Origin of the sequence: Gordonia sp. 852002-51296_SCH5728562-b, from assembly GCF_001665475.1 — a bacterium.
Taxonomy (GTDB): Bacteria; Actinomycetota; Actinomycetes; order Mycobacteriales; family Mycobacteriaceae; genus Gordonia; species Gordonia sputi.
The window spans coordinates 1-13,812 of sequence record NZ_LZMI01000129.1 but is presented as its reverse complement, the minus strand read 5'-3'; the positions used below and the strand labels follow the sequence as shown (position 1 = coordinate 13,812).

Below are 13,812 nucleotides of genomic sequence, written 5' to 3'. Positions count from 1 at the left end.
CGCCGCGGAGCGCGCCGCACTTGCAGGCCCTCTTCTTTCCACAACCGATGCACTTTCTTCTTGTTGATCTCGATACCAGTCGGGGTCGGCCGGGGTGTGCGCTTGCGGCAGCCGTCGATAGGCGGAACGGGAAAGCCCAACTACCCTGCACGCTATACGTTCTGACATGTTCTTGACGTCTTTGAGCATGTCGATGGCGGCGCGTTTGGCGGTCGGGCTCAGAATTTTCCCTTGGCGATCTCCCGCAGCGCGTCTTTCTCGAGTTCGGCATCGGCGAGCAACCGCTTGAGTCGGCTGTTCTGCTCGCGCAGCTCTTTGAGTTCCTTCGCGGCGTCACCGTCCATACCGCCGTACTGGCGGCGCCAGTTGTACAAGGTGGCCGCCGACACCTCGAGATCGGCGGCGATCTCCTCGCCGGTCTTGCCTTCGGCGGCCAACTCGTCGGCCCGGCGCAATTTGCGCACGATGTCCTCCGCCGAGTGACGCTTGCGTCCTGCCATGGTCCTCATCGTCCCTTCTCCGCCCTCATCAGGGCAATCGGGACTCTAAAGCAACCCGGACCGGTTCACGGGGGACACGCCACCTGGTCATCTGCAAACAAGACAGACTCAATACCGCCGTGCAGCTCGGCCACCGGGCTCCGAAGACGACACCATCCTTGACTCAAGACCAGCGGATCGCCTGGATCAGCGAACTGCTCTCTGGTGACAGTGAGACTCTCCCTTACAGAGTCGCTGGGGTCCTGATTCTGCTGTATGCGCAGCCGCTGAAAAGCATTGTCCGACTGCAGACATCATCGATCATCGACGGCAATCCGATGGCGATCACGTTCGGCAAGCACCCCGTCGACGTGCCCGAACCGTTCGCTCAACTCATCCGCGACGTGCTCGCCCATCGCACGAATCTAACGCACCAGTGGACACGGCAATCCCTGGTTGTTTCCCGGCACGCATGCCGGAGATCATCTCCATCCCGACACGATCATGCATCGCCTGCGCCTGATCGGCATGAGCAACCTCGGTGCCCGCAACAGCGCACTCGACGACCTCGTGCTCGAGTGCCCTCCGTCCGTCGTCGCCGACGCATTGGGCTACAGCCATCAGGTTGCGTTCCTTCACGCTGAACGCTCCGGCGAAACGTGGGCTCGGTATGCCGGCCGACGACTGCGGTGACGTCGGCCGGACCATCACGGTCCGGAGACAGCACAACATTGCACCAGCTCACTGGTCCTCAGCCGGTACCTGCCCCTCGTTCTGCGATGGTGATTCGTGTGGGTCGACAATGATGCACACGACGAGGGTGAGGGCGCCTAGGACGATGAACGTGTCGGCGAGATTGAACGTGGGCCACCAACCGGTGTGTAGGTAGTCTGTGACTTTTCCGTCCGGTATGCGGTCGATGATGTTAGCGATCGCTCCGCCCAGGACGGCGGCAATCGCGACGCGCCAGAGCAGTCCGTGGGAGTCTGCGGTACGCCAACCGAGGACCGCGACCCCACACGTGACCGCGGCGGGAATGACCAGCAGTACCCACCCCGGAGCGGTGGCGGCCAAGGAGAAGGCCGCGCCCGAATTGAACGCTAACTGCAGGTCCACCGGCCCGGCCTCTATTCGGGTGCCGTCAAGTGCATCGACTGCCCATGCCTTGACGGCCACGTCAACGATGACGAAGGTCAGGGCCAGCAGCAGCATCCCCAGGCGGCGGGCATATCCCGACCTACCGCCTGACACCGCCGGACCAGACGGGGTCATCGGTTCGCCCCGACTGCTACCGATGCTCCAGCGGTATCGGCCATCGTCAGGCGGTTCTTGACCCGCCCAGCACGGACGCCGTTGGCGATGACGACAATCTCACCGAGTTCGTGGACAGCGACCACCGCGGCCAACCCGAGCAACCCGAACAGTGCGAGCGGGATGAGAACGGCGATCAGACCAAGGGACAGCCCCACATTTTGCAGCATGATGGTCCGCGCCCGACGAGCATGATCGAGCGCTTGAGGCAGCACCCGCAGGTCCTCGCCCATCAGTGCCACGTCCGCGGTTTCAATCGCGACATCAGAACCCATCGCGCCCATGGCGATTCCCAAGTCAGCTGTGGCCAGTGCGGGAGCATCGTTGACCCCGTCACCGACCATTGCGATGAATCCGTCGCCGCGCAGCGTGGACACGATTCGTGCCTTGTCTTCTGGACGCAGATCCGCATGGACATCGTCGATCCCGGCGATCTGTGCAAGAGCAGTCGCCGTCGCGGCATTGTCACCGGTGAGCATCACCACGGCATTTCCAGAATCGTGCATGTGCGTGATGACCTCCCGTGCTTCGGGGCGAAGCTCATCACGTACCGCGACGACTCCGAGGAGACGTTGGTCTTCCTCGACGAGAACCGCGGTTGCACCATCAGCTTGAAAGGCCGCGACCCGGTCGGCCAGAGCACCCGCATCGATCCAACCCGGCCGCCCAAGCCGAGCGGGGCGACCCTCGACCAGACCGGTCAGACCCGCTCCTGGCACCGCCTGTACATCAGTCGCAGCCCTACTCACCCCACCGTCAGCTGCAAGGATCGCACGAGCCAGAGGATGTTCACTGTGAGCTTCCAGCGCCGCGGCAACCGCGAGCACTCGCGCCTGCTCAATCGAATGCCCAACGTCGCCGGTCACACCGGGTTCTCCCGCGACCTCGTTCGCCTGACCGCCAACAGCAACACCGACAACAACCGGCTTGTTCGCGGTGAGCGTTCCCGTCTTGTCAACAGCCACGATCCGGACCCGGCCGAGAGACTCCAACGCCGCACCACCTTTGACCAGCACACCAATCTTGCTGGCGGCGCCGATAGCAGCAACCACTGTCACCGGAACCGAGATTGCCAGCGCACAGGGTGAGGCTGCCACCAGCACCACAAGAGCTCGTTCCACCCACGTCGCCGGGTCGCCAAACACTGCGCCGATACCCGCGATCACAGCGGCCATGAGCATGATTGCCGGAACCAGCGGCTCAGCAATCCGGTCAGCTAACCGCTGCGCATCGCCTTTTCGAGACTGCTCCGCCTCGACAATCTGCACAATCTTCGCCAGCGAATTGTTCTCCGCAGTAGCGCTGACATCAACGGCCAACACACCAGTGCCGTTGATCGATCCCGCGAACACGACGTCCCCAGGATTCGCTTCAATCGGCACCGATTCGCCAGTAATCGCCGATACATCCAGCGACGATCGCCCCTCGCTTATGCGCCCATCAGTGGCGATACGCTCACCCGGCTTGATCAGGATCTGATCCCCGACACGAAGAACTGACGGCGACACCGCTGTCGGGACGCCCGCCCTCAACACCATCGCCGAATCTGGGACCAGATCCAACAACGCCCGCAGGCCCCGACGAGTACGACCAACGGCGTACTCCTCAAGGCCCTCGCTAATCGAGAACAACACCGCGAGCATCGCCGCTTCCCCGACCTCACCGAGAATCACCGCACCCACCGCAGCGATCGTCATCAGCGTTCCAACGCCGATCTTCCCCGATGCCAGCCGCCGCAGTGTCGACGGGACAAACGTCGCCGCGCCTACTAGCAGAGCACCCCACTCCAGGGTCGTACTGATCGTCCTCGGACCATCTGCCCAGCCAGTGAGATAGGCGGCCACCAACAACAATCCGGCAACCGCAGCTGCCTGAAGTTCTCGGACGTTCCACCAATGTCCAGGCGCCTGCTCATCCTCCCCGATCTCGTCGTGCCCACATCCACATGCATCACTCATCGTCGATCACCCCCCACACCGCGGATCTCCTCAACGACCGCGCCGGCAGTGGCCTCACCATCGCAGGCACTGTCCAACCCATAGTTGGGACACAGCACTACGGCACTGCCCGTCGCAGCAAGCACCGTCTCAGCCGCCGCCAGCAGGTCGAGAAGCTCCGGCCGCGCCAGACGGTAGAACACCTGCCTGCCCTCTGGCCGACCCACCACCAATCCGCAGTCCCGCAGGCACGCAACATGCGCGGACACTGTCGACTGAGCAAGACCCAACTCAGCCATCAGATCAGCCACTCGAGCCTCACCACTGCGGGCCAATCGAGCCGCGATCGCTAGCCGGGTCCCGTCAGACAAACTCCGAAACAACGCGACCGCAGGATCGAGCTCCGTCCCCACCATCACCGAACATCTATTCATCGTCATACGACGATGATAGCGTCCAGGCACGGTGGAATCGAAGCTCCCACCTCACCCGCACCCCGAAGGAGCAATCCGCGATGCCGTCGATGTCACAAGTCGAAGCACTGTTCTGCCGAAGCGCACCATGGGAGACCGCGACCAGTCGGTGGGTGCTCCCTTGGGCTCTACAAGGAGTCCAGCCCAACGGCGCCCTCCTCGAGATTGGCGGCGGCGGTGGCGCTATGGCGGCCCACATTCTGGCGGCAAGCCCAGAACCGCAGACGACAACCATTACCGTCACCGACTTCGACCCCCGAATGGTCACAGCCGCTCAAGACCGCCTCCGCGCCTTCGGTGACCGCGCGCACACCCGGGTTGCAGACGCAACTGCTTTACCATTCGCCGACGGCCAGTTCGACATGGTCGTCTCGTTCATCATGCTCCACCACGTCGTCGACTGGGAGCAAGCACTAGCCGAAGCAGTCCGAGTGCTCAAACCAGGAGGAGTCCTGGTCGGCTACGACCTCCTCAGTACCCCACCGGCCCGCATTCTCCACCGACTCGAAGGCGCACCGCACCGCTTCATCAAACCCGGCCAACTACTCCCCGAACTCAAGAAGTTGCCGCTCACAGAAACATCTGTTCAAGAAAACGTACTATTAGCCAAGTTCCGCGCAACTCGGACACCCCGACCCAGATAGAGGCAGCCCCATAACATCCCGGCCGACCATAGATTCGCTACCGATGACTACGCTCCGTTAGCACGAACGCCAACTGCTCGACAGTCGGCACTCCAGCAAGACCCGAGTCAGTGAGGTAGACGCGACACGCAAGATCATTAACCCCAGCGGCACCTTCGAACGCATCACGTCCATCAACAAGAATCGTCGGAGATCCAGCGAACGACGCCGCCTCCACCTCCGACGAAATCAGCCTGAAACGAAGGTCGATTCCAACATTCAACGCCGCCGCAGCATCCTCAACTCGACCCGCAGCTTCCCTCCAATGTGGGCATCCATCGACATACAGGACCTCAACTTGCATAGCTCGAGTTTCCCCGACTCGCCCAGAAAAGAGAGATCCGAACTGCTGACACCCGCGAACTTCGGGTTTCCCGACTCCGTCGTCGTCCGGCTGCGTACGTGGCTCGACGCGTGGACGGCGAACTTCGCCGACGCACCGAGCGACGACCAGCACACGTGGCGTCGCGGATTCGACGTCGCCGGCTGGCTTCACGAAGGCGATACACTGGCCGACCTCATCGCCGAGTCGCTCCCCGACTACACCGTCGAACGCCAGTATCGGACTTACGCAGCTAACGCCGTGCGGCGCGATGCCGATCACCCCGGCTAACAGCAGGTGTCGAGCACTCCTCTCAGTGCTTCCAGCGAGTCCGGTTCGGCGCGATGCAGGACGTTCACGCCTCGACGCTCGGAGCTGACTAGGCCCGCCTTTTTGAGTTGACCGAGGTGGTGGCTCACCGTACCCGCCGAGAGTGCGAGCGCCTCGGCGAGATCACTGGTGCTGATCGCACCTGGTCGGGCGCCCATGAGGATGGAGACCAGCTGAATTCGCGCCGGATCGGCCAGCGCCTTGAGCCGGAGAGCCAGCTCTAGGGCCGCATCCGCTTCCATTGGACCTGCGGAGATCGGTGCACAGCAGATCGGAGCACTGATGTCGACCACAGGGAGCGTCTTGGGCATGACCCCAACCTACCCATCCGTTGACATATGTCAAACTCTGGTCTAGAACTTGAGTCGCAACACTTTTGATGTATGTCGAATCCTTGGAGGATCTCATGTCACGCGTGCAACTCGCCCTCAACGTCGACGATCTCGACCAGTCGATCGCCTTCTACACCAAGCTGTTCGGCGTCGGCCCGGCGAAGGTCAAGCCGGGCTACGCCAACTTCGCCGTCACTGAGCCCGCACTGAAGTTGGTGCTGCTGGAGAATCCCGGCCAGGGCGGCAGCATCAATCACCTCGGCGTTGAGGTCGATTCCAGTGAGAAGGTGCACGCCGAGATCGCCCGATTCACCGAAGAGAAGCTGTTCACCGAAGAGGAGATCGGAGCAACCTGCTGCTTTGCCACTCAGGACAAGGTGTGGGTCACTGCTCCCGACGCCGAGCGGTGGGAGGTCTACACCGTGTTGGCCGACGCTGAGACCTTCAACGGCGAACCGGTCGCCGCCGCGGCCCCCGTCGGCGAATCTACGTCCGCGGCATGCTGCACTCCCGCGGCGAACTGCTGCTGAACGCGACCTTCTCTTAGGGCTGCCAGGCTGGTCGCCACCCGATGCCGGGGTGGCGACCAGTCCCGTTTCGAACGTGGACTGCATGCACCCTTGCAACCAGTATCGATATCTGTCAATATCGATGTATGTCGAACTCGATTCCGTTGACCGATGTCACTGTGCGGTGCTCACCGTTGGTGCGTGAGCCCCTCTCGGAGCGGCAGTCGGTTGATCTTGCTGTGGTGTTCAAAGCACTCGCCGACCCGATCCGGTTGCGACTGTTCAGCTTGATCGCCAGCCACGAGGGCGGTGAGGCGTGCGTGTGTGACATCTCCCCGGCCGTCGACGTTTCGCAACCGACGATCTCCCATCACCTGAAGGTCCTCAAGAACGCCGGTTTGCTCGAGTCTGAGCGCCGCGCGTCGTGGGTGTACTACCGCGTTATCCCCGATGTTCTGTCCTCGCTCGCCGGGATCCTGCAGTCCGGCGAGCTCGCCAGCTCGATGGAGGTTCACTCGTGACCAGCCCCACCCCGACGGCCGGGCATCAGCCGGTCGTCGGCAAGCTCTCGACTCTGGACCGGTTCCTGCCGGTGTGGATCGGCGTCGCCATGGTCGCCGGTCTGCTGCTGGGCCGGATGATCCCCGGACTGAACACCGCGTTGGAGAAGATCCAGGTCGACGGCGTTTCACTGCCTATCGCCTTGGGCCTGTTGATAATGATGTACCCGGTCCTGGCCAAGGTGCGCTACGACCGCCTCGACACCGTCACCGGCGATCGCAAACTACTGCTGGGATCGCTGCTACTGAACTGGGTGCTCGGCCCAGCGCTCATGTTCGCCCTCGCCTGGATCTTCCTGCCCGACCTACCCGAGTACCGGACCGGCCTGATCATCGTCGGCCTCGCACGGTGCATCGCCATGGTCATCATCTGGAACGACCTCGCCTGCGGCGATCGTGAGGCAGCAGCCGTCCTCGTGGCGCTCAACTCGGTGTTCCAGGTGGTGATGTTCGCCGTCCTGGGCTGGTTCTACCTCTCAATCCTGCCGGGCTGGCTGGGCCTGGAACAGACGACCATCAGCACCTCTCCGTGGCAGATCGCCAAGTCGGTGCTGATCTTCCTCGGCATCCCGCTGCTCGCCGGATACCTGTCACGCCGGATCGGCGAGAAGACCAAGGGCCGCGACTGGTACGAAGCGAAGTTCCTGCCCAAGGTCGGGCCGTGGGCACTCTACGGACTGCTGTTCACGATCGTCATCCTCTTCGCCCTGCAGGGCGAACAGATCACCTCCCGTCCCTGGGACGTCGTCCGCATCGCCGTGCCACTGTTGGTCTACTTCGCAGTGATGTGGGGCGGCGGCTACCTCCTGGGTGCGGTTATGGGCCTGGGCTACGAACGCACCACCACGCTTGCGTTCACCGCGGCAGGCAACAACTTCGAACTCGCCATCGCCGTCGCGATCGCCACCTACGGCGCGACCTCCGGCCAAGCCCTCGCCGGCGTGGTCGGTCCGTTGATCGAGGTCCCTGTGCTGGTCGGCCTGGTCTATGTCTCCCTTGCCCTACGCAAACGCTTCCCCCTCACCCCGTCCTCTACCTCCGCTTCCGCGGACTCTTCTAGGAGCATGAACTGATGCCCGACGACCTGACGATCACCGAGAACGCGGCCACGCCGAGTGTGCTGTTCGTGTGTGTGAAGAACGGCGGCAAGTCTCAGATGGCCGCCGGCCTGATGGGCAAGGCGGTCGGCGAGGCCGTCGAGGTGCACTCGGCCGGAACCAAACCCGGCACCGCGGTCAACGGGCTGTCTGCCGAGAGCCTGGCCGAGGTCGGCATCGACATCACCGGCGAGACTCCCAAGCCCATCGATCCCGAGTTGCTCGCCCGCGTCGACCTGGTGGTCACTCTCGGCCGAGAAGCCGTGGTCGATGCCCCCGCCGGGGTCAGGTTGATCAACTGGGACACTGACGAACCGTCCGAGCGCGGAATCGACGGGATCGAACGAATGCGCCTGGTCCGCGACGACATCGCTGCCCGCGTCACCGCGCTGGCAGCCGAACTCACCGCGCGCTAACGCCGGAGCTGGGTCGGTATCTACGAACCGGGGTGAAGCCTGATGAACGCCGACGCCACGACCGAATCAGCCGGGACACCAGATCTGCTGATGCCCCAAGCCCTGCTATCGCGAACCGCGGAGAGGCTCGCCGCCCAGTACCGAGGGATCGTGTCCGAACAGACCGTCGAACGGGTCGTATTCGAGTCCTACACCGCGCTGCGGCGCACCTCCCGCATCCACACTCACCTGGTGACCCTGACAGGCAGGTTCGCCGCAGAACGCCTCGCCGCCCTAGCGCAGTCCACCGGCGCAACCACCACGACCGTGCCCGAAGTGCTGTTCATCTGCGTCCACAACGCTGGCCGCTCACAGATGGCCGCCGCGCTCCTGACCCACCACGCGGCAGGACGAGTGCACGTACGTTCAGCCGGGTCTCTACCCGCGGCGGACATCAACCCGATCGTCGAGCTAGCCATGACAGAGATCGGCCTTGATCTCGCCGCCAAGTTCCCCAAGCCGCTCACCGACGATGTGGTCGCGGCCGCGGACGTCGTGATCTCCATGGGCTGCGGCGACGCCTGCCCGATCTACCCGGGCAAGCGGTACCTGGACTGGCAAGTCGCCGACCCCGACAACCACCCCATCGAGACCGTTCGTCTGATCCGCGACGACCTCAACTACCGCGTCCGCAACCTCCTCGCCGAGCTCCTACCTGCCACTACCTGACCGCCGCTGATCGGCCTGCCCGCACGCTCCCGCGACTTCTCCCAACAGCGCGGCACCCTGCTCTACCTCACATACCCGTGTCCCTTCGGAAGGAACCGACACCCATGCCTGCACGCAAGATCATCGCAATCGGCGGATCAGACGCCGGAATCTCCGCCGCACTGCGGGCTCGCGAGCTCGACCCAACCAGCGAGGTCACCGTCGTCGTCGCCGACGCCTACCCGAACTTCTCCATCTGCGGCATCCCGTACTACGTCTCCGGCGAAGTCACGCACTGGAGCAACCTCGCCCACCGCACCGCCGCCGACCTCGCCGCCACCGGCATGACCGTTCATACCGACACCCGGGCCACCGCGATCGACACCGCCGGGCACCGCCTCACCGTCACCGGGCCCGACGGCGTCTCACGAGACCTCGACTATGACGCTCTCATCGTCGGGACCGGCGCGGTCTCAGTGCGGCCACCGATCACCGGCCTCGACCAACTAGGCCCTGACGACGGCGTTCACCTCCTGCACTCGATGGGCGACACCTTCGCCGTCATGAACACCCTGACCACCACCGACCCGAAGACCGCGATCATCATCGGCGCCGGCTACATAGGCCTGGAGATGGCCGAAGGGCTCACCACCCGAGGCCTAGCCGTCACCCAGATCGAAGCCCTCCCCGAAGTCCTCCCCACCGTCGAACCAGAACTCGGCACCCTCGTCCACAACGAACTGGTCCGCAACCGAGTCGACGTACGCACCAACACCCTGGTCACCGCCATCGACCGCGCCGACAACGGCGACCTGACCGTCACCACCGCGAATGACGGCCACACCGACCACCTCACCGCCGACCTCGTGCTCGTCGTGGTCGGCGTGCGCCCCGAGACCGACCTCGCCGCCGCCGCCGGCGCCAACCTCGGAATCAAGAACACCATCGCAGTCGACGAACAGATGCGCACCAACCTGCCGGACGTCTTCGCCGCCGGCGACGCCGTCCACACCCACCACCGCCAACTCGGCATCACCTGGCTCCCACTCGGAACAACCGCACACAAGCAGGGCCGCGTCGCGGGCGAAAACGCCCTCGGCGGCACCGCCCGCTACACCGGCTCCCTCGGAACCCAAGTCGTCAAAATCTTCGACCTCGTCGCCGCCCGCACCGGCCTCAAAGAAGCCGAAGCCCTCACAGCCGACCGCGGCTGGACACCAGTATCGACCACCTCGACACCCGACGACCACAAGGCCTACTACCCAGGCGCCACCCCCATCAACATCCGCATCACCGCAGACCACAAGACCGGCACACTGCTCGGAGCCCAACTCATCGGCCACCGCACCGCCGAAATCGCCAAACGGATCGACACCTACGCCACAGCCCTGCACCACGGCATGACCGTCGAAGCGCTCAGCGAACTCGACCTGTCCTACACCCCACCCCTGGGATCACCATGGGACGCCGTCCAAATCGCCGCCCACAACTGGGTACACGAACACCGCCTGCACGCCCAGCGCAGCGAACTGAACCCAAACCAGTGACCACCAGCAGCAACCCCTCCGAGCCCCACACAACACGCGCGGTCATCGCACCAATGGCGCCCGAACACGGACCCCAAGTCCTCGCGATCTACCAAGCCGGCATCGACACCGGCAACGCAACCTTCGCGACCGCCGCCCCAACCTGGCCCGACTTCGACCGCGATCACCTACCCGACCACCGATTCGTTGCCCTCGACCCCAACGGCAACGTCACCGGATGGATCGCCGCATCACCGGCATCGAGCCTGTGCGTCTACACCGGCGTCATCGAACACAGTGTGTACGTCGACCCCAACCACTCCGGCAAGGGCGTCGGCACCGCACTCCTACAAGCGCTCATCGACTCCACCGAAACCGCAGGAGTGTGGACCATCGAAACAGGAATCTTCCCCGAGAACCACGCCAGCCTCGCACTGCACCACGCCCACGGATTCCGCACCGTCGGAACACGAGAACGCATCGGCCAACACAACGGCCACTGGCGAGACGTCGTCCTCATCGAACGCCGCAGCAACGCCTAACATCGCCGGATACGCGCAATTTCGAGCGCACCAACCACAGCAATACGCATCGAAGTGATACGCAGGGTATCCAGTAGCACCGAAACGCGCGGTTCGAGAGCAGCGCCGGATCGTCGTCGTCGGTCCACCCCAACATCGCAGGCGTTAACGTTGGACGTCGAGAACTTGTTTTTGAATTCCGTTGTTGTAGACCTCATGTTCGACTAGGACGAGCTTGGTTGCGTCTTTATCGGTCTGGCTGAACAGCCGTTTTCCGGCGCCGAGCAGGAGCGGAAACACCAGTAGGTGGTATCGGTCGACTAGACCGGCGTCGGCCAGCGCGGCACCCAACGTGGCGCTGCCGTGCACCGCAATCGGGCCACCGTCACCCTCCTTGAGTCGGCGCACCTCGTCGATTGAGCGCAGCACCGTCGCCGGCCACCGCTTGTCGTCACCGTCGAGAGTCGTTGACACCACGTAGCGGGGCATCGAGTTGTACCCCGCGAATTCGTCCATTGTGGGCCAGACCGGCGCGAACGCCTCATACGATCGGCGCCCTAACAGCAAGGCAGCTGTTTCGTGCTGCTCGCGGCCCTTGAGTTCATACGCCGCCGGATCGAAAGCGACATCCCTGAACGTCCAACCCGAGTTGCGGTACCCGGGCTCCCCACCAGGGGCCTCCATGACTCCATCGAGTGAAACGAAAGCTGAGACGACAAGTGTGCGCATGACTCTCCTGGACCTGGTGATGAAACGGCTAACCGCCGCTCCGGGGTGGAACGGCTTTGCGTGATTGTTGACCACAACTACTGCCGAAACTCATCGCCAAGCTACCGTTCGAGTTCCACGAGCCGCCACCGAGCGTCCCGCCCTCGACGACGTTCGCTACGGCTCTACTTCGTGCCATTCCGTGCTATCATGTAGCACATGAGTGTGCCGCGCGAGGTAAGCCAACGCGACCTCCGCATGCGTTCCAAAGAGATCATGGATGCGGTGGAGTCCGGTGATTCCTTTACGGTGACCCGCGACGGCCGTGGGATAGGAGAACTCGTCCCCCTACGTCGACGACGCAGCTTTGTTTCCCGCACAGAGTTCGCCCGCGGCTCGGTGTCGGCTCCATTGATTGATGTGGAGAAGTTCCGGTCTGATCAGGACCGCGTATATGACGAAACGTTGAGCGACCCGTATGCCTGACGAAGTACGGCGGGGGCTACTCGACACCAACATCTTGATTCTTCGCCACGCAATCGAGCCTGCGGAACTGCCGGACGAGATGGCAATTAGTGCGATCACCCTGGCTGAGCTCTCCGCAGGCGTACACCTGGTTACTGGCGACGACCCACAGGCCTCCGACGAACGCGCACGCCGCGCGGATGTTCTCCAGCGCGTCGAGAACGAGTTCGACCCCTTACCGTTCGGCACTGATGCTGCTCGCGCATTCGGCCGCATCAGCGCCGCGGTCCAAGCTCGCGGAAGAACGCCGCGGAGACGACTGGCGGACCTCATGATCGCATCTGTTTCGACCGCAGCCAGGCTTCCCCTCTACACCACCAACCCCAACGACTTCGAAGGCTTGGACGGCATTGTTCGCGTCATACCCGTGAGTCGCCCCTGAGCTGAGAGCTGACCTCAGCTCGAGTCTCTCATCGACAGGGTCCAGACAATATGCAACAACCGAATATGCAGGGTTACCAGTAAATCATCGAGTACTACATCTGATGAATCACAGCTGAGCCACGGTCTCCTCCCTCAAAAATGCTGCCAATCAAGGGGTTCCACCTCGGCACGCGTCATTCGAGAAGCATGGGCAACGACCGTGAGACCCAGGGTCATCGGTCACCAAGGAATGCAGATCGCCCCGAACGCGACCTCATGGCAAGGTGACCGAACGCCACGCCGCACTGGCAGCCACCACCTACTCCCGCTACGCCCGGTCGCTGGCCACGACGACCGCGACCGTGAACTGACCGCATCCTCAGCAGCCGGTGCTCGTCCCCAACACCGCGCACAACGCCTGCAACGATTCCGGCCGCGCCTGGTAATACACGTTCATCCCCCGCCGCTGCGGTGCCACCATCCCCGCCTTGCGTAGCTGCCCCAGATGATGACTGGTCGTCGCCTCCGTCACCCCGACCGCCGTCGCGAGATCACACGTACACACACCCTCACCCGATTCATCGGCAAGCAACAACGACACCAATTTGATACGCACCGGGTCAGCAAGCGCCTTGAGCCGCAACGCAATCTCCAGTGCGTCATCATCATCGAGCGGACCCGACGACACCGGGGCACAGCAAATCGGCGCACTGATATCCACGATCGGCAATGTCTTCGGCATACCCCCAGCCTACCCAGCAACCTTGACATATGTCGAAATGGTGGCATCCTGGCTCCACGTCAAATAGTCCGATATATCGCCACCACACGACTGCAGACCTCGAAACCCCCTGCTGGGGAATATGATCAGTTCGATATTGACGGTATCCAGTACAGCACTGCATATTGCATCAGATGGATGATCCCAACTTCCCCAATACCCATAGACCGCGGCCGGGCCTGGTGCACGGATAGGTGACAGGGTTAGTCACGCGGCCTGAGGGGCCTCGTGGTTGATGATGGTCTCGAATTC

At 63.2% G+C, this 13,812-nt stretch carries 19 protein-coding genes; 12 read left to right on the top strand and 7 right to left on the bottom strand.

Features of this window, described 5'->3' with window-relative positions; genetic code table 11:
• Positions 1 to 218 precede the first annotated feature (218 nt).
• A complete protein-coding gene (locus tag A5766_RS21345; protein WP_006368849.1) occupies positions 219 to 500 on the bottom strand; it encodes a transposase in 282 nt (93 codons plus the stop codon).
• A 483-nt stretch (positions 501 to 983) separates the two neighbouring features.
• On the opposite strand from A5766_RS21345, the gene A5766_RS25210 reads away from it, so the two are divergent.
• Positions 984 to 1,172, top strand: coding sequence for a hypothetical protein (locus tag A5766_RS25210; RefSeq protein WP_231894763.1), 189 nt, complete (start codon positions 984 to 986; stop codon positions 1,170 to 1,172).
• Positions 1,173 to 1,220: 48 nt separating this feature from the next.
• On the opposite strand, the gene lspA is transcribed toward A5766_RS25210, so the two are convergent.
• Genes lspA through A5766_RS21325 form a run of 3 tightly spaced genes read right to left on the bottom strand, consistent with a single transcriptional unit; the run spans position 1,221 to position 4,167 of the window.
• Positions 1,221 to 1,751, bottom strand: coding sequence for a signal peptidase II (gene lspA, locus A5766_RS21335; RefSeq protein WP_005206743.1), 531 nt, complete (start codon positions 1,749 to 1,751; stop codon positions 1,221 to 1,223).
• A complete protein-coding gene (locus A5766_RS21330; protein WP_005206744.1) occupies positions 1,748 to 3,748 on the bottom strand; it encodes a heavy metal translocating P-type ATPase in 2,001 nt (666 codons plus the stop codon). Before A5766_RS21330 ends, lspA begins: the two co-directional genes overlap by 4 nt.
• Positions 3,745 to 4,167, bottom strand: a complete 423-nt coding sequence (locus A5766_RS21325; protein WP_039855988.1) for an ArsR/SmtB family transcription factor — start codon at positions 4,165 to 4,167, stop codon at positions 3,745 to 3,747. The genes A5766_RS21330 and A5766_RS21325 overlap by 4 nt, the downstream gene beginning before the upstream one ends.
• Positions 4,168 to 4,241: 74 nt before the next feature.
• Between A5766_RS21325 and A5766_RS21320 the strand changes: the two genes are divergently transcribed.
• Positions 4,242 to 4,844, top strand: a complete 603-nt coding sequence (locus tag A5766_RS21320; RefSeq protein ID WP_009678412.1) for a class I SAM-dependent methyltransferase — start codon at positions 4,242 to 4,244, stop codon at positions 4,842 to 4,844.
• Between the two features lie 304 nt (positions 4,845 to 5,148).
• Entirely contained in the window at positions 5,149 to 5,496 is a 348-nt protein-coding gene (locus A5766_RS21315) for a hypothetical protein (protein WP_005206747.1), read from the top strand.
• Here A5766_RS21315 and A5766_RS21310 read toward each other — a convergent pair.
• A complete protein-coding gene (locus A5766_RS21310) occupies positions 5,493 to 5,846 on the bottom strand; it encodes an Rv2640c family ArsR-like transcriptional regulator (protein WP_005206748.1) in 354 nt (117 codons plus the stop codon). The two genes, A5766_RS21315 and A5766_RS21310, sit on opposite strands and share 4 nt — an antisense overlap.
• A gap of 95 nt (positions 5,847 to 5,941) precedes the next feature.
• Between A5766_RS21310 and A5766_RS21305 the strand changes: the two genes are divergently transcribed.
• The 7 genes from A5766_RS21305 to A5766_RS21275 all read left to right on the top strand — a co-directional run bounded on the left by A5766_RS21305 (position 5,942) and on the right by A5766_RS21275 (position 11,204).
• The gene (locus A5766_RS21305; RefSeq protein ID WP_005206749.1) at positions 5,942 to 6,397 is read left to right on the top strand and encodes an ArsI/CadI family heavy metal resistance metalloenzyme; all 456 of its coding nucleotides are present in this window, start codon (positions 5,942 to 5,944) and stop codon (positions 6,395 to 6,397) included.
• Between the two features lie 125 nt (positions 6,398 to 6,522).
• A complete protein-coding gene (locus tag A5766_RS21300) occupies positions 6,523 to 6,897 on the top strand; it encodes an ArsR/SmtB family transcription factor (protein WP_085941944.1) in 375 nt (124 codons plus the stop codon).
• Positions 6,894 to 8,009 (top strand): ACR3 family arsenite efflux transporter, encoded by a 1,116-nt coding sequence (gene arsB, locus A5766_RS21295; protein WP_005206751.1) that lies wholly within the window; start codon positions 6,894 to 6,896, stop codon positions 8,007 to 8,009. Before A5766_RS21300 ends, arsB begins: the two co-directional genes overlap by 4 nt.
• Positions 8,009 to 8,449: an arsenate-mycothiol transferase ArsC gene (locus A5766_RS21290; RefSeq protein ID WP_005206752.1), complete on the top strand. Its 441-nt coding sequence runs from the start codon at positions 8,009 to 8,011 to the stop codon at positions 8,447 to 8,449. Before arsB ends, A5766_RS21290 begins: the two co-directional genes overlap by 1 nt.
• A 42-nt stretch (positions 8,450 to 8,491) precedes the next feature.
• Positions 8,492 to 9,157, top strand: a complete 666-nt coding sequence (locus A5766_RS21285; protein ID WP_005206753.1) for a phosphatase — start codon at positions 8,492 to 8,494, stop codon at positions 9,155 to 9,157.
• Between the two features lie 104 nt (positions 9,158 to 9,261).
• Entirely contained in the window at positions 9,262 to 10,683 is a 1,422-nt protein-coding gene (locus A5766_RS21280) for an FAD-dependent oxidoreductase (protein WP_064906294.1), read from the top strand.
• Positions 10,680 to 11,204 (top strand): GNAT family N-acetyltransferase, encoded by a 525-nt coding sequence (locus A5766_RS21275; RefSeq protein WP_231894762.1) that lies wholly within the window; start codon positions 10,680 to 10,682, stop codon positions 11,202 to 11,204. The genes A5766_RS21280 and A5766_RS21275 overlap by 4 nt, the downstream gene beginning before the upstream one ends.
• Before the next feature lie 144 nt (positions 11,205 to 11,348).
• Here A5766_RS21275 and A5766_RS21270 read toward each other — a convergent pair whose 3' ends face one another.
• Positions 11,349 to 11,912 carry a dihydrofolate reductase family protein gene (locus tag A5766_RS21270; RefSeq protein WP_005206756.1) on the bottom strand — a complete coding sequence of 188 codons (564 nt, stop codon included), beginning with the start codon at positions 11,910 to 11,912 and terminating at the stop codon, positions 11,349 to 11,351.
• Positions 11,913 to 12,110: 198 nt separating this feature from the next.
• On the opposite strand from A5766_RS21270, the gene A5766_RS21265 reads away from it, so the two are divergent.
• On the top strand, positions 12,111 to 12,377 hold the full coding sequence (locus tag A5766_RS21265; RefSeq protein ID WP_005206757.1) for a type II toxin-antitoxin system Phd/YefM family antitoxin: 267 nt from the start codon (positions 12,111 to 12,113) through the stop codon (positions 12,375 to 12,377).
• Positions 12,370 to 12,798, top strand: a complete 429-nt coding sequence (locus tag A5766_RS21260) for a type II toxin-antitoxin system VapC family toxin (protein ID WP_005206758.1) — start codon at positions 12,370 to 12,372, stop codon at positions 12,796 to 12,798. Before A5766_RS21265 ends, A5766_RS21260 begins: the two co-directional genes overlap by 8 nt.
• Positions 12,799 to 13,158: 360 nt before the next feature.
• Here the strand turns inward: A5766_RS21260 and A5766_RS21255 are convergent, their stop codons facing one another.
• The gene (locus tag A5766_RS21255) at positions 13,159 to 13,521 is read right to left on the bottom strand and encodes an Rv2640c family ArsR-like transcriptional regulator (protein WP_005206759.1); all 363 of its coding nucleotides are present in this window, start codon (positions 13,519 to 13,521) and stop codon (positions 13,159 to 13,161) included.
• Positions 13,522 to 13,812 lie beyond the last annotated feature (291 nt).

Bases quoted from the DNA above. Each gene is read 5' to 3' on its own strand.
- A5766_RS21270 (WP_005206756.1), bottom strand. From the start codon at position 11,912: ATGCGCACACTTGTCGTCTCAGCTTTCGTTTCACTCGATGGAGTCATG.
- A5766_RS25210 (WP_231894763.1), top strand. From the start codon at position 984: ATGCATCGCCTGCGCCTGATCGGCATGAGCAACCTCGGTGCCCGCAAC.
- A5766_RS21345 (WP_006368849.1), bottom strand. From the start codon at position 500: ATGGCAGGACGCAAGCGTCACTCGGCGGAGGACATCGTGCGCAAATTG.
- A5766_RS21260 (WP_005206758.1), top strand. From the start codon at position 12,370: ATGCCTGACGAAGTACGGCGGGGGCTACTCGACACCAACATCTTGATT.
- A5766_RS21320 (WP_009678412.1), top strand. From the start codon at position 4,242: ATGCCGTCGATGTCACAAGTCGAAGCACTGTTCTGCCGAAGCGCACCA.
- A5766_RS21280 (WP_064906294.1), top strand. From the start codon at position 9,262: ATGCCTGCACGCAAGATCATCGCAATCGGCGGATCAGACGCCGGAATC.
- A5766_RS21315 (WP_005206747.1), top strand. From the start codon at position 5,149: ATGTGGGCATCCATCGACATACAGGACCTCAACTTGCATAGCTCGAGT.
- A5766_RS21330 (WP_005206744.1), bottom strand. From the start codon at position 3,748: ATGAGTGATGCATGTGGATGTGGGCACGACGAGATCGGGGAGGATGAG.
- lspA (WP_005206743.1), bottom strand. From the start codon at position 1,751: ATGACCCCGTCTGGTCCGGCGGTGTCAGGCGGTAGGTCGGGATATGCC.
- A5766_RS21255 (WP_005206759.1), bottom strand. From the start codon at position 13,521: ATGCCGAAGACATTGCCGATCGTGGATATCAGTGCGCCGATTTGCTGT.
- A5766_RS21300 (WP_085941944.1), top strand. From the start codon at position 6,523: ATGTCGAACTCGATTCCGTTGACCGATGTCACTGTGCGGTGCTCACCG.
- A5766_RS21310 (WP_005206748.1), bottom strand. From the start codon at position 5,846: ATGCCCAAGACGCTCCCTGTGGTCGACATCAGTGCTCCGATCTGCTGT.
- A5766_RS21325 (WP_039855988.1), bottom strand. From the start codon at position 4,167: ATGACGATGAATAGATGTTCGGTGATGGTGGGGACGGAGCTCGATCCT.
- A5766_RS21290 (WP_005206752.1), top strand. From the start codon at position 8,009: ATGCCCGACGACCTGACGATCACCGAGAACGCGGCCACGCCGAGTGTG.
- A5766_RS21285 (WP_005206753.1), top strand. From the start codon at position 8,492: ATGAACGCCGACGCCACGACCGAATCAGCCGGGACACCAGATCTGCTG.
- A5766_RS21265 (WP_005206757.1), top strand. From the start codon at position 12,111: ATGAGTGTGCCGCGCGAGGTAAGCCAACGCGACCTCCGCATGCGTTCC.
- A5766_RS21305 (WP_005206749.1), top strand. From the start codon at position 5,942: ATGTCACGCGTGCAACTCGCCCTCAACGTCGACGATCTCGACCAGTCG.